Origin of the sequence: Cyanobium sp. Alchichica 3B3-8F6, assembly GCF_024346435.1 — a bacterium.
GTDB lineage: Bacteria > Cyanobacteriota > Cyanobacteriia > PCC-6307 > Cyanobiaceae > Cyanobium_A.
The window spans coordinates 75,313-88,035 of sequence record NZ_JAGQCZ010000001.1; the positions used below are offsets into that span (position 1 = coordinate 75,313).

12 protein-coding genes are annotated in these 12,723 nt (G+C 68.4%); 6 read left to right on the forward strand and 6 right to left on the reverse strand.

Annotation, left to right across the window (positions count from 1 at the left end):
- Nucleotides 1-43 precede the first annotated feature (43 nt).
- A complete protein-coding gene (locus KBY65_RS00495) occupies nucleotides 44-1,042 on the reverse strand; it encodes an ATP-binding cassette domain-containing protein (RefSeq protein ID WP_255000316.1) in 999 nt (332 codons plus the stop codon).
- Between the two features lie 95 nt (nucleotides 1,043-1,137).
- Between KBY65_RS00495 and KBY65_RS00500 the strand changes: the two genes are divergently transcribed.
- Genes KBY65_RS00500 through KBY65_RS00510 form a run of 3 tightly spaced genes read left to right on the forward strand, consistent with a single transcriptional unit; the run spans nucleotide 1,138 to nucleotide 4,483 of the window.
- The gene (locus KBY65_RS00500; RefSeq protein WP_255000062.1) at nucleotides 1,138-1,833 is read left to right on the forward strand and encodes a DUF4079 domain-containing protein; all 696 of its coding nucleotides are present in this window, start codon (nucleotides 1,138-1,140) and stop codon (nucleotides 1,831-1,833) included.
- On the forward strand, nucleotides 1,833-3,788 hold the full coding sequence (locus KBY65_RS00505; RefSeq protein ID WP_255000063.1) for a glycosyltransferase: 1,956 nt from the start codon (nucleotides 1,833-1,835) through the stop codon (nucleotides 3,786-3,788). Before KBY65_RS00500 ends, KBY65_RS00505 begins: the two co-directional genes overlap by 1 nt.
- The gene (locus tag KBY65_RS00510; protein ID WP_094560265.1) at nucleotides 3,785-4,483 is read left to right on the forward strand and encodes an SDR family oxidoreductase; all 699 of its coding nucleotides are present in this window, start codon (nucleotides 3,785-3,787) and stop codon (nucleotides 4,481-4,483) included. Before KBY65_RS00505 ends, KBY65_RS00510 begins: the two co-directional genes overlap by 4 nt.
- Here the strand turns inward: KBY65_RS00510 and KBY65_RS00515 are convergent.
- A complete protein-coding gene (locus tag KBY65_RS00515) occupies nucleotides 4,443-5,621 on the reverse strand; it encodes a class I SAM-dependent methyltransferase (RefSeq protein ID WP_233128568.1) in 1,179 nt (392 codons plus the stop codon). The genes KBY65_RS00510 and KBY65_RS00515 overlap by 41 nt on opposite strands.
- Nucleotides 5,622-5,668: 47 nt before the next feature.
- Here KBY65_RS00515 and KBY65_RS00520 point away from each other — a divergent pair, with 47 nt between their 5' ends.
- On the forward strand, nucleotides 5,669-6,487 hold the full coding sequence (locus tag KBY65_RS00520) for a TPM domain-containing protein (protein ID WP_255000065.1): 819 nt from the start codon (nucleotides 5,669-5,671) through the stop codon (nucleotides 6,485-6,487).
- Between the two features lie 5 nt (nucleotides 6,488-6,492).
- Here KBY65_RS00520 and KBY65_RS00525 read toward each other — a convergent pair whose 3' ends face one another.
- From KBY65_RS00525 to KBY65_RS00535, 3 genes are all read right to left on the reverse strand, one after another.
- On the reverse strand, nucleotides 6,493-7,269 hold the full coding sequence (locus KBY65_RS00525; RefSeq protein WP_255000068.1) for a glycoside hydrolase family 104 protein: 777 nt from the start codon (nucleotides 7,267-7,269) through the stop codon (nucleotides 6,493-6,495).
- A gap of 226 nt (nucleotides 7,270-7,495) precedes the next feature.
- Complete coding sequence (locus tag KBY65_RS00530) at nucleotides 7,496-8,575, reverse strand: hypothetical protein (protein ID WP_255000070.1); 1,080 nt, start codon at nucleotides 8,573-8,575, stop codon at nucleotides 7,496-7,498.
- A 14-nt stretch (nucleotides 8,576-8,589) separates the two neighbouring features.
- On the reverse strand, nucleotides 8,590-9,480 hold the full coding sequence (locus KBY65_RS00535; RefSeq protein WP_094560261.1) for a TIGR04168 family protein: 891 nt from the start codon (nucleotides 9,478-9,480) through the stop codon (nucleotides 8,590-8,592).
- 47 nt (nucleotides 9,481-9,527) lie between these two features.
- On the opposite strand from KBY65_RS00535, the gene nadA reads away from it, so the two are divergent.
- Nucleotides 9,528-10,481 carry a quinolinate synthase NadA gene (gene nadA, locus KBY65_RS00540; protein ID WP_094560260.1) on the forward strand — a complete coding sequence of 318 codons (954 nt, stop codon included), beginning with the start codon at nucleotides 9,528-9,530 and terminating at the stop codon, nucleotides 10,479-10,481.
- Nucleotides 10,482-10,497: 16 nt separating this feature from the next.
- On the opposite strand, the gene KBY65_RS00545 is transcribed toward nadA, so the two are convergent.
- A complete protein-coding gene (locus tag KBY65_RS00545) occupies nucleotides 10,498-11,580 on the reverse strand; it encodes a class I fructose-bisphosphate aldolase (RefSeq protein WP_255000073.1) in 1,083 nt (360 codons plus the stop codon).
- Between the two features lie 159 nt (nucleotides 11,581-11,739).
- On the opposite strand from KBY65_RS00545, the gene KBY65_RS00550 reads away from it, so the two are divergent.
- Nucleotides 11,740-12,696, forward strand: coding sequence for an aldo/keto reductase (locus tag KBY65_RS00550; protein WP_255000074.1), 957 nt, complete (start codon nucleotides 11,740-11,742; stop codon nucleotides 12,694-12,696).
- Nucleotides 12,697-12,723: the final 27 nt, after the last annotated feature.

Below are 12,723 nucleotides of genomic sequence, written 5' to 3' on the forward strand. Positions count from 1 at the left end.
TACTGGCTGCCCAGCAGCGCCCGCGCCACGCGCCAGGCCCAGCTCAAGGCACCCCTCCCGTCACCGAAGCCTCCCCGCGCTGGCGAAACAACCCACCGATCAGCTCCTCGATCGGTGGATCACTCACCTCCAGATCCACCACCGCAAAGCGCTCCAGCAGCACCGCCACCCGCTCGGTGAGCTGCGCGCGCGGCACCAACAGCCGCACCTGGTGGCCCTGGTGCGCCTCGATCACACCAAAGCCCGCGAAGGCCTCGGTTGGTTGCAGGTCGGCTAGCTCCAGGCGCACCTGGCGGCAGGGGGCCAGCCGCTGGGTGAGGTCGGCGAGGGAGCCATCGTGGAACAGCTGACCCTGGTGGATCAGCAGCACCCGCGGGCAGAGGGCGGTGATGTCGCCCATGTAGTGGCTGGTGAGCAGCACGGTGGCGCCGGTGCGGCGGTTGTAGTCGGCCAGGAAATCGCGCACCCGCGCCTGGGCATTCACATCCAGCCCCAGGGTGGGCTCATCGAGAAACAGCACCGAGGGCCGGTGCAGCAGCGCCGCCAGCAGCTCGGCCTTCATGCGCTGACCGAGCGAGAGCTTGCGCAGGGGGCGCTGCAGCTCGGGACCCAGCTCCAACATCTCGGCCAGCTCGGCGATGCGGCGCCTCGCCTCGGCCTCCTCGATGCCATACACCGCCGCATTCACCCGCAGCGAATCGAGGGCCGGAAGGTCCCAGATCAGCTGCTGGCGGTTGCCCATTACCAGGGTGATCTGGCGCAAGAAGCGGGCCTGACGCCGAAAGGGCTCGTGGCCTGCCACCTCCAGCTCGCCACCGCTGGGGTGGATCAGGCCGGTGAGCATCTTCAAGGTGGTGGTCTTGCCGGCGCCATTGGGGCCCAGGAAGCCAACGATCTCCCCGGGCTCGATCGTGAAGCTGATTCCATCCACCGCCAACACATCGCGATGGCGCCGCCGCAGCAGATGCTGGATTGTGCCGGCCAGGCCAGGCTGCTTCTCGCTGATTCGGTAGGTCTTGCTCAGCCCACTAGCGCGAATGATTGGCCCTGCCACAACGTTCTGCTATCCAGGGCACGGTAGGCAGCCAACTGGGCTGATTAGGGTTTAGGCACCGCATAACTACAGCCTCCAAGACGATGACCAGCGTTGACTGGCTCTGGCTGCTCCATCCCGCCCTGGCGGTAGCCCTAGTTTTTCCCCTGCTGGGCGCTGTCTTGCAGCTGGCCATCCAGACCCGCCGGCGCCGCCTCAACCCAGGCAAGGCGCCAGCAAGTGCCGGCAGCGAACACACCGCCCTGGGGCGCTGGCTCACCAGCTCGGTGGTGGCCATCCAGCTGCTTGCCTATGCAGTGGTGATTCTCACCCAGAAGCCCAGCCAGCTCGACGCCATGCGCAGCTCCCTGCTGCTGCTCGTGCTGACTGGCAGCGTGCTGGCCCTGGTAGCTCTGTGGCGGGTGCGGCAAGCCAGTTACCGGGCCAGCTTTGCCCTGCTCTGCTGGATCGGGGTGATCGGCCTGGGCATGCAGCCTGAAATCTGGCGGCTCAGCGACAACCCCCTCGATCCAGCCTTCTGGCAATCCCATTTCTGGGGCGGCATGGGGCTCACCGGCTTGCTGCTCTTCTCCCTAGCGGCCCGTCCGGAGATCCAGCACCAAATGCGCTGGCGGCGCCTTCACCTCAGCGCCAACGCCCTGGCGGCCCTGATCTTTCTGGCCCAGGGGATCACGGGCCCGAGGGACCTGCTGGAAATTCCCCTGAGCTGGCAAAAAGCCACCATCTGGAGCTGTGACTTCAGCTTGCGCGTCTGCCCGCCCCTGGCTCCACCGGGCTGATGCGCCTGCCCTGGGCCGTAGCGCTGTTGGCCCTGCTGGCGGGTCGCTACGTCTTTTGGCGCTGCACAGCCACCCTGAACCTCGATAGCCCCCTGGCTGCGGCGCTGAGCCTGCTGCTGCTGGCAGCCGAGCTCTGGCTGCTGGCCCACGGCTTCCTGCAGCTGCTGTTCACCCTGGCGCCGGCCCAAAGACAAGCAGCGCCTAGCCCAGACCCCAAGCAGGCCGCCAGCTTGCCCTGGGTGGATGTGCTGGTGCCGAGCTACAGCGAGCCGATCGAGGTGGTGGAGCGCTGCCTGCGCGGCTGCCGCGCCCTCAATTACGGCCGCTACCACCTCTGGCTCCTCGACGATTCCGGCAGGCCGGAGCTGGCGGAGCTGTGCGCGCGCCTGGGCTGTCACTACCGCAGCCGCGAGCGGCGGGAGCATGCCAAGGCAGGCAACCTCAACCATGTATTGCCGGACCTGCAGGGCGAGCTGATCGCCGTATTCGATGCGGACGTTGTGCCGGTGCGGGGCTTCCTGGAGCGAACGGTTGGGCTATTTGATAGAGCCGAAGTGGGCCTGGTGCAGACACCCCAGACGTATATGAATGCCGATCCGGTGATCCGCAACCTGGCTCTGGAGCGGTGGTTGTTGCCGGATGAGGAGAGCTTTTACCGCTGGATTGAACCAGTGCGCCAACGGCTCGGGGCGGTGGTGTGTGCCGGGACGTCGTTTGTGCTGCGCCGCTCAGCCCTGCTGGCGGTGGGTGGCTTCGAGACGGGCACCCCCTCGGAAGACCTAGCCACCGGCATTCGGCTCACAGCCGCCGGCTGGCGGTTGCTGTTTGTACCGGAGAAGCTCAGCGCTGGCTTGGCGCCCCTCACCGCCGCCGCCTTTGCCCGCCAGCGCTGCCGCTGGGCCAGCGGCACCCTGCAGACCCTGCGCACCGGTGCCAACCCCCTACTGATCAAGGGCCTTAATCCGATCCAGCGGCTTGCCTTTCTCGAGGGGATCCTGCACTGGCTCAACGCCCTGCCCCAGCTGGTGCTGCTGCTGATGCCCCTGAGCCTGGGGGTGCTGGGCATCGCGCCACTGCGCGTCAGCGGTGCCGGACTGCTGCAGATGGCCCTGCCCCTCTACGGCGCCCAGCTGGTGCTGGCTCGCTGGTTTACGGCCCACAGCCGCACCGCACTCACCAGCGAGCTCTACCGCCTGGTGGTGCTGCTGCCGCTGGTGGGAGCGGTGCTGAGCACCCTGCTGGGCAGGCCCCTGCCCTTCCGGGTCACACCCAAGGCCCTGGCCAGCGGCCGCCAAACCAGCCCCAAACCGCGTCTGCTGTTGCCCCTGCTGGCCCTGCTCAGCCTGCAGCTGGTCGCCTTGCTGAATCTGCTGCCCATCGCCAGCGGTGTCCGGCTGGACCTATTGCCCGAGAGCAAGGCCACCCTGGCCCTCGGGGTGGGCTGGGCCCTGGTGAATGTGCTGCTGCTGCTGGCCGCCCTGCGCTGCTGCTGGGATCGGCCCCGCAGCGATGCGGTGCCCTGGCTGGCCTGGCGAGAGGCGGTGCAGCTAGCTGGCCAGCCCGCCCAACTGGTGGCCTTAAGCGAAGCGGGCCTCGAGCTTGAACTGGAGCGGGAAGCGCCGCAGCCGGGGCAAGAGCTGGAACTCGCCACCAGCGACGGCCGTCGCTGGCTCCTGAGGCTCGAGGCCTGCTATGGCAGGCGCCTGGGCTGCAGCTGGGCACCGATTTCAAGCGAGCCTGCGGAGGAGCGCAAGGAGTGGCTGCAGCAACGGCTATACCGCCGCGATGGCCAGTGGCCGACGCGGCGGGCGCCTGCCGAACCGCTTGCCCTGGCTGTGATCCTGAGCCGGCTGCTGCGGCCACTGGCAGCTGAAACCTGGCTGAGGCGCAGCCTGCTGCCAGCCAATCCGCCAAACGAGCAACATGGAGCTGGAATGGAGGAGATGCAGCGATGAGCCTGGTAGCAGTAACGGGAGCATCCGGAAAGACCGGCTGGCGGGTGGTGGATGAAGCCTTGAAGCGGGGCCTGGCGGTGCGGGCGATCGTGCGGCCCGGCTCCGTGCTGCCAGCAGCCCTAGCCGAAGCAGAGCAGCAAGGGCGGCTCGATGTGCGGCGACTGGATCTAAGTGCCACCGAGGCCTTGCATGCCGCCCTGAGCGGCTGTGACTCCCTGGTGATCGCCACTGGCGCCAGGCCATCCGTGGATCTGGCCGGCCCCCTCAAGGTGGATGCCTTCGGGGTGCGCGACCAGATCCGCGCCTGCCAGGCGGTGGGCCTGAAGCGGGTGGTGCTGGTGAGCTCCCTCTGCGCCGGTCGCTGGCAGCACCCCCTAAACCTGTTTGGCTTGATCCTGGTGTGGAAACGCCTGGGCGAGCGCTGGCTTGAAGAAAGCGGACTCGACTGGACCGTGGTGCGCCCCGGCGGCCTCAGTGAGGACGACAGCCGCAGCGAAAGGGAGGGGGTGGTTTATTCGGGCCCTAACCAGCAGGAGAGCAGCAGCCTGCCCCGCCGCCTGGTGGCCCGGGTGTGCCTAGAAGCCCTCGAAACCCCGGCCGCCAGCGGGCAGATCATCGAAATCACCAGCAGTCCCACCCAGCAGCCCCAGTCCCTCAACCATTGGCTGGAGACAGCGATCCCGGCTCCCGGCTGAAGCGGGGTAGCTCCGGGGTCCCACCCCGGCCGTAGGCCAGCCAGCGGAAATCCCCCAGGGCCCCGGGATCCACCAGCCGCAGCAGGGCCTCGCGCCGGGCCAGCACGGTGGCCAGCGCCGCCGGGGCCTCCTGCTGCAGCCCGTGCAGCCGCTCGGCCAAGCCCAGGGCGAGTAGGGCCTGGCCCTGGCGGCACTGGCCCAGGGGCAGCCAGCCGCTGGCGGCGGCGGCAGCATCGACGCTCTCAACACACAAATGGGCTGTGAGATCCCAAGCGCCTGGCTCCAGCAGCGGATCGCCGCTGGCCTGCTGGCCCCGATAAGCCATCAAGGTGCCGCCAGAGCGCTGGGGGGCGTAGTAGCGCCAGGCCTCTAAGGCGTAGTCGATCACCAGCAGCTGGCCCTCGGCCACGGCTGCGGCGCACTCGCTAAGCCAGGGGGCCAGGCCCGGGTGCAGCTCGCTGCACCAGCCGGGCGGGCGCTGGAGCGATGGGGGCAGGAGTCCAAGGGGCTCGAGTTGGGCGGCCGCTGCCGGCTCCAGGGGCGCGCCGGGCTCCAGCCGCAGCGAGAGCTCCGCCCCAGGACCCTCGTGCAGCGCCACCACTTGCTGGCGCCAGAGCGCCCCGTCCCACTCGATCCGCTCCACCGCCAGGGCATCGAGCACCTCATGGGCGAGCACCACACCGCGCAGCGGTGAGGCCGCCAGCTCCGCGAAGCTGGCCCAGCGACAGGGCAAGGGGCAGTCCTGCAGCAGGGCTTGCTGACGGGCCGCCATGCCCCCGTTGGGCTCCACCAGCACCAGCTCCAGGCGCTGGGCCAGCTGGGGCCAACCCGCCACCAGGGCCTCGGCCAGCTGCAGGGCCAGGCTGCCCTCGCCGGGCCCTGCCTCAACCAGGGCAAGGGGACCGGGACCGGCCGCCAGGGCAGTGAGCCACTCGGCCAGCTGGGGAGCTAGCAGGGCGGCGAAATCGGGCCCCAGGGAGGGAGCAGTGGCGAAATCCCCCGCCGGGCCGATGCGCAGCCGGCCAGCCCCATAGGCGCCATGCAACGGATCGTGCAACACCCATTCCATGTAGGTGCGAAAGGGGACCGCTGCGCCGACGGCCTCGAAGCGCTGCAGCAGCCAGGGGGGCAAACTCACGCTCAGACGCCAGCTCAGGGAGAATGCATCTTCGCTGAGGCTGGTGAATGGGTCGCGCTTGGAACGCCGTGCTGCCTGCGCTAGTGTCGCTGCTGCTGGTTCTGACCTGCTGGCTGGGTGTGGGTATCGCTCCGGCCCAGGCCTACGACAACCCCGACCTCCTACCCGACCACCCCACCCCGGTGATCGACCTGGCCAAGGCCCTCACCGATGGTCAGCGCATCAGCCTGGAAGAAAATCTCACCCGCTTCGAGGCCGATACCGGCTGGAAACTGCGGGTGCTCACCCAGTACGACCGCACCCCAGGCCAGGCGGTGAAGGACTTCTGGAACCTGGACGAACGCAGCCTGCTGCTGGTGGCCGATGAGCGCGGCGGCAACCTGCTCAACTTCAACGTGGGCGACGCCCTGTTTGCCCTAATGCCCCGCACCTACTGGGTGGAGCTGCAGACCCGCTTCGGCAACCAGTACTACGTGCGCGACAACGGCCAGGACGCCGCCATTGTCGATGCCCTTGCAGCTGTGGAAATTTGTTTGGAGCGGGGTGGTTGCCAGGTGGTGCCGGGCCTGCCACGCGAGCAGTGGCTGCTCACCCTCTCCACTTCCGTGCTCGGCGGCCTGGTGGCGGGCTTCGCTTCCTATCCGCGCAAAGAAGGTCGCAAGGTGGAGTGGGCCTGGGTGCTGCTGCTCTCACCTTTGTGGCTGATTCTGTTTGGCGCCCTAGGGCTGGGCCCAATCCTGACCCGCACCAACGACCTGCTGCCGGTTGCCCGCAACACCCTGGCCTTCCTCGGCGCAGCCCTCGGCGCCTACCTAATCGCCGGAGCCACCGTGGGTGCCAGGCTCAAGGATGCCGATCAGGGCTAGAACTTTCAGTCGGGGTTTTGGCTGCGGCTGCGCGGTCCCAGCTTTTCAAGGGCCTCGAGCTGACAGCGCAGGGAGCCCTCAGGCGCACAGGCGGGCTTGGTTTCAACTTTGGCTGTGACCTGGGGCTGCTGATCGCGCAGACGGCTGAGGTTGGCGTCGTAGAAACGCTTGAGGTCGTGGAAGCGCTTCACCGGCTGGCCGTAGAAGCTGCGGCCGGCGAGGGTGGGGAAGCTGGCCCACTCGGGGGCCAATTTGGCCGCCAGCAGCGGCGAGAACACGCCTTGATCAGCTAGGGCCAGGGCACCACGACGCTGGATTAGGTAGATGGCGCCCTGGTCTTGAACCTGGGGGCCAAAGGCCGCGATTCCCAAGGAACGCGAAACCATGTTCCAGGTGAAGGGCATGAACTGGTAGGCCCCAGCGGCCGCACTGGCGTAACGGGCCGTGCGCACCACCCGATCGGGGTGGCGCTCGAGCGACGGCATCAGGCCGCCGCCAAACATGATGCGATAGCCAACGTCGTCGCCATTGGCCCAGGTGCCCTCGGCGAAGCGAATGGTGTTGAGCAACGCCCGGCGCTCAGGCGTGATCGCGAAGATGCGCGGCGGCGGCGGCGGCAGGGGCAGCGCCATCGCCGTGTGGGGATGGGCCTGGATCAGCATTGGAGCAGCCGGATCCTCAGCGGCCCGAGCCCCGGGAGCGATCAGGACCAGGAGGGCCAGCCCGGCCAAACCGACTTGAACAGAGCGAGCTGAACGGGAGCTGGAGCAAGGCAAGGTCATACCGGAGCGAATCAGACGGCAAAACCGCATCCAGGCGGCAAAAACTCGAAAAACGAAACAATTATTGTTCGCGTCAATTTGCCTACCAATTCGCGCAAATCGAGAACATTAGTGCCAATCACACAAGTGTCCATTGGTGTCAACAATCACCGTGAACGGTTCAGATCACTTCCTGCGCCAAGCCTTTGTCGTCAAAACACAACTGATCTTTGGCGCCAGTGAGCCGCTAGGCCGAGGCGAATTGCTGGGTCACAAAGGTCTCGATGGCCTTGGCCGCCTGGACGTTGCCATCGGCAGCCAGGGGGGCTCCCTGGGGCGGCAACAACGGCTGATCCAGTTGCCAGTCGCCGCTGCGGGCCTGCTCCTGGCTGAGCAGGCGGTGCCAGCCATGGCGCACCAGGGCCGCCTCGAGCACCGGGGCCTCGGCAAAGCCGACGCGATGCACCAGGTGCACCCCCACACCGGCACTCAGGGCTTCACAAAAGGAGCTGTAGCCCGGTTTGGTGAGCAGCCGCCCGCACAGCCCCATCACCTCCAGGGGCCGCACGCCTGGGGGCAACAGCCGGGCATTGGGGGCCTCAGCCAGCGAGGGATCGGAGGAGATGAACACATGGTCGGGCCAGCGACCGAGCAGCTCCGCAGCCAGGTTCAGGCCCAGCCCACCGAAGCTGATCAACACGCAACGCTCTCTTTCAGACGGCAGGCCCAGCTGCTGGGCCAGGGCAGCAGGGTCGAGCCTGGGCTGGCCGGCCGTTAACCCGACCTCCACCTCAGGGATGTCCCAGTCCATCGGCATGGCCAGGGGGCAGCGCAGCAGCAGATCGCCCTGGCGGTAGGCCTCCAGGCTGCGGCGGGCCCAGGTTTGAAATGCCGGCCCCATCGGGCTGTAGATGGCCTCCCAGCCGAAGCTGGCCAACCAGATCAGCGGGGCACCCACCCGCCGGGCCAGCTCGGCGGCAGCCGGCGGCACATCCCCCAACACCAGCAGCGGCTGCCCCTGGGCCAGCAGCCAGGTCGCTTCAGCGGCCCACTGCTGGGGCAGCTGGGCATCGAGGGCCGTCAGGGCCGCCAGGGTGGCCTCCGGATCCGCGCCCAGGGCATCGGCCTGCACCACGCCCACATCCCAGCGGCAGGGGCGACGTTCAAACGGCACCGGCCCCAGGGCCGTGCGCAGAAAGGTTTCGGGCAACGCCGTGGACAGCACCAGCCGCCAGCTGGGTTGCCGCTGATGCAGGGCCGTGAGCACGGCGGCGGTGCGGGAGCCATGGCCGAAGCCATGGGCGCTGATGCAGGCAACGATCAGCATGGGTCAGCGCAGGATTAGCACGGTGCCAGCTGGGCGGCTTGGCTGGGGGCCTGCCAGAGCCGCTCCTCGTACAGCAGCTCACCGCCCAGGCCATACCAGCGGTGACTGGCGCTGCGCAGCTCCTGCCCCACCAGCTCCACCCAGCTGAAGTGGCGCAGGGCCTGGCCGGCGCCGTCGGTGCCGTGACGGGGCACGCAGGCGGTGTTGAGGTAGGCGGTGCCGGCCCGGTCGCGGCAGAAGCTCTGGCGCGCCCCCTGCCCCCGCCTGAGCGCATGGTGCATGTGGCCGAACACCACCAGGGGCACGGAGCGGCGGCGGCGGATCTGCTGGATCGCCAGGGAGAGGTCGAGGTCGCCCCAGTCGCAGGCGGGGGGCTTCCAGTCGCGGCCGCAGGGGGAGGCGGCGTCGCTACCGAGGCCGGAAGGGCCGCTGTGGCCCAGGAGCACCAGGGGCCAGTCGGCGGGAGCGGCGGCGGCGGCGGCCGTGATCCGGTCCGCCGACTCCTGCAGGCTCACCGGCCCGCAAGCCGCCTGCACTGCCCGGGAGAGGTTGTAGCCGCCACCGGCCGTGCCAGGCCGGCCCCCCACCACGGCCAGACCCGGCGGGCTGAGGGCCCGCAGCCGCCAGCCGCAGTGCACGTCGCCCAGCAGGTCCATCTGGCGCTGCAGGGTGCGGCCGGAGGCGTCCTTGCCGGCGTCGTGGTTGCCAAGGATGCAGGCCACCGGCAGCGGAAGCTGGCGCAGCAGTGCCGGGATCCGCTGCTGGCCATCGCTGAGGTCGCCCACCACCAGCAGGGCATCCGGAGCAAGCGTCGCCAGCAGAGCGTGATCGGTGTGGTCCCAGGCCCCGTGCAGATCACCGGCAATGGCGATGCGGAGCGTTTTCCCCCCGCCGGGTGCCGCCATCTCCGCTGCCTAGGCTGAGGCCATCCTGCATCAGTTGGGGGCCCGGGTTGGTTTTCGCCGCCATCCAGCACACACCAGCCGTCGACCTGCCCGCGGCGATCGCCGAGCTCAAGCGCCAGCGCAACGCCGTGATCCTGGCGCACTACTACCAGGACGAGGCCATCCAGGACATCGCCGACTTCATCGGCGATTCCCTGGAGCTCTCCCGCAAGGCAGCTGCCACAGAGGCCGATGTGATCGTGTTCTGCGGCGTGCACTTCATGGCCGAAACGGCCAAGATCCTCAATCCTTCAAAAACGGTGCTGCTGCCGGATCTGGAGGCCGGCTGTTCCCTGGCCGACACCTGCCCGGCCGACGCCTTCGCCCGCTTCCGAGCGCAACATCCCGACCACATCGCCGTGAGCTACATCAACTGCTCGGCAGCGGTGAAAGCCCACAGCGACCTGATCTGCACCAGCAGCAATGCGGTGGATCTGGTGCAGCAACTGCCCGCCGATCGGCCGATCCTGTTCGCCCCCGACGAGAACCTCGGCCGCTGGGTGCAGGCCCAGAGCGGCCGGGAGCTCACCCTCTGGCCCGGCAGCTGCCAGGTGCACGTGGCCTTCAGCGAGCAGGCCCTGCTGCAGCTCAAGCTCGAGCATCCGCAAGCCGAGGTGCTGGCCCACCCCGAATGCCAGCAGCACCTGCTGGATCTGGCGGATTTCATCGGCTCCACCAGCGGCCTGCTGCGCCGCGCCGAGGCCAGCCCCGCCACCAGTTTCATCGTGCTCACCGAGCCCGGCATCCTGCATCAGATGCGGCTGAAGCTGCCCCACAAGCACTTTTTTGAGGTGCCCGGCGCCGACGGCTGCAGCTGCAACGCCTGCCCCTACATGCGCCTCAACACCCTGGAGAAGGTGTGGCAGTGCCTGCACGACATGGCACCGGAAATCGTGCTGGACGAGGAGCTACGGCTCAAGGCCCTGGCGCCGATCGAGCGGATGCTGGCGATGAGCCGCTGAACCCACCGCCCCTGAGTCAGTAGCTGTAGTTGGCCACAAACAAGCTGGTGTCGTCGGAGGGCTCGCTGCCGGGCTCGTAGGCGCCGCGGCTGGCGGCTCCGTTGGCGCGGGCCCGGGCCAACAGGGCCGCCTGGCCGGCCGCCCGATCCGTGCCGCCCCAGTGCTTGAGGCAGGAATGCTGCAGGGCGCGACCGTAGGAGAAGCCCAAGTGCCAGGGGGCGCCCTCCTGGGCCGCCACCTGATTGATGGCGTTGAGGCAGAGGCTGGCGTCCTCCTCTCTGAGGCCGCCACTGAGGAACAGGATCGCCGGCACCGCCGCAGGCACGGTGCGGCTGAGGGTGCGCATGGTGAATTCCCCCACCTCCTCGGCACTCGCCTGCCGGGGGCAGTCGGCGCCTGGGCAGGTCATCGAAGGTTTGAGCAGGCTCCCCTCGAGAAACACACCATTCAGCGCCAGGGCTTCGTAGGTGGTGCGCAGAACCCACTCCTGCACTGAGGCGGTGGTGGTGATGTCATGGTCGCCATCCATCAAGATCTCAGGCTCCACGATCGGCACCAGGCCGTGCTCCTGCACCGTGCGGGCGTAGCGGGCCAGCCCCCAGGCGTTCTCACGCACCGCCAGCTCCGATGGCGCGCCGCTGGCGCTGATCTGCAACACAGCGCGCCACTTGGCGAAGCGCGCGCCACGGGCGTAGTAACGGGCCGCGCGCTCCCCCAGGCCCTTGAGCCCGGTGCACCAGCTCTCGCCGGGCACCCCACCAGCCAGGGGTTCCACCCCCTGATCCACCTTGATGCCGGGCACGATTCCCTGGCGCTGAAATAGCTCCACGAGCGGCACGCCGCCAGCCGCAGCGGTGCTGTCTTGAAAGAGGGTTTCCTCGTAGAGAATCACGCCGGAGATGTGGTCGCTGAGGCCTGCGGTAGTGGCCAGCAGGCTGCGGTAGGCACGCCGATGCTCCTCGGTGTTCTCCAGGCCGATGGCCGCGAAGCGCTTGCCGATCGTGCCGGTGGATTCATCCGCCGCCAGCAGCCCCGTGCCCGGGGCCGCCAGGGCCGCAGCGGTGGCGGCGAGCTCATCGCGGAAATCATCCAGGGCCATGGCGGCAGCCTGCGGGAGATCCCTGGCTAGTCGGGCCGCCGCTCATCGTCAACAGTGGACTGGGGGGGAAAGGCAGGGGGGGTGGTCGGAGCAGGGAAGCCACGTGTCGCCACGCTGCCTAGGGTGCCCGAGCCAGGTCATTCACTCCCCCGGCTACCCATGCGCACCATTTCCTTCGCCAATGGCGACCGCATGCCCCTGCTGGGACTGGGCACCTGGAAATCGGCTCCTGGTGATGTGGGTGCTGCGGTGCAGGAAGCCATCCGGCTGGGCTACCGCCACATCGACTGTGCCAGCGTCTATGGCAACGAGCCGGAGGTGGGCGAGGCGATCCGCAGCGCCATCGATGCCGGCGAGGTGAGGCGCGAGGAGCTGTGGATCACCTCCAAGCTCTGGTGCAATGCCCATGGCCGCGACAACGTCGAACCGGCGCTGCGCCGCACCCTTGGGGATCTGGGCCTGGCGTGGCTGGATCTCTACCTGATCCACTGGCCGGTGCCGATCAAGTCCGGCGTGGCCTTTCCCTCCAGCGGGGAAGATTTTCTACCACCGGCGCAGGGGTCGCTCAGATCCACCTGGGAGGGGATGGAAGGCGCCCTGGAGGCTGGGCTCACCCGCCATATCGGTGTGAGCAATGTCTCCAGCCACAAGCTCCACGATCTCCTGAGCCACTGCCGGATCCGGCCGGAGGTGAATCAGGTGGAACGGCACCCCCTGCTGCAACAGCCGGCTTTGCTGGCCGACTGCGCAGCCGAGGGTGTTCACATCACCGCCTACTCACCGCTGGGCTCTGGCGACCGGCCAGCCGCCCTCAAGGGCGCGAATGAATCCGAGCTGCTGACGCACCCGCTGATCAGCGCGATCGCCGCGGAGCATGGCTGCAGCCCCGCCCAGGTGCTGATCGCCTGGCAGCTCCAGAGCGGCATCTCCACCATTCCCAAGTCGGTGAGCCCAGCGCGGCTGCGCGAGAACCTCGCGGCAGCAGAGATCGAACTCACGCCGGCCGATCTCGAGCGGATCAGCGAGCTTGATCAGCACCTCCGCCTGGTGGATGGATCGTTCTGGCTGATGGCGGGCAGCCCCTGGTCGCTGCAGAGCCTCTGGGACGAACCTTGATCCCCGGAGCCCTCCGCATCAACCGAC

Bases quoted from the DNA above. Each gene is read 5' to 3' on its own strand.
- KBY65_RS00520 (WP_255000065.1), top strand. From the start codon at position 5,669: ATGGGTCGCGCTTGGAACGCCGTGCTGCCTGCGCTAGTGTCGCTGCTG.
- KBY65_RS00525 (WP_255000068.1), bottom strand. From the start codon at position 7,269: ATGACCTTGCCTTGCTCCAGCTCCCGTTCAGCTCGCTCTGTTCAAGTC.
- KBY65_RS00530 (WP_255000070.1), bottom strand. From the start codon at position 8,575: ATGCTGATCGTTGCCTGCATCAGCGCCCATGGCTTCGGCCATGGCTCC.
- KBY65_RS00505 (WP_255000063.1), top strand. From the start codon at position 1,833: ATGCGCCTGCCCTGGGCCGTAGCGCTGTTGGCCCTGCTGGCGGGTCGC.
- KBY65_RS00545 (WP_255000073.1), bottom strand. From the start codon at position 11,580: ATGGCCCTGGATGATTTCCGCGATGAGCTCGCCGCCACCGCTGCGGCC.
- KBY65_RS00500 (WP_255000062.1), top strand. From the start codon at position 1,138: ATGACCAGCGTTGACTGGCTCTGGCTGCTCCATCCCGCCCTGGCGGTA.
- KBY65_RS00535 (WP_094560261.1), bottom strand. From the start codon at position 9,480: ATGGCGGCACCCGGCGGGGGGAAAACGCTCCGCATCGCCATTGCCGGT.
- KBY65_RS00550 (WP_255000074.1), top strand. From the start codon at position 11,740: ATGCGCACCATTTCCTTCGCCAATGGCGACCGCATGCCCCTGCTGGGA.
- KBY65_RS00510 (WP_094560265.1), top strand. From the start codon at position 3,785: ATGAGCCTGGTAGCAGTAACGGGAGCATCCGGAAAGACCGGCTGGCGG.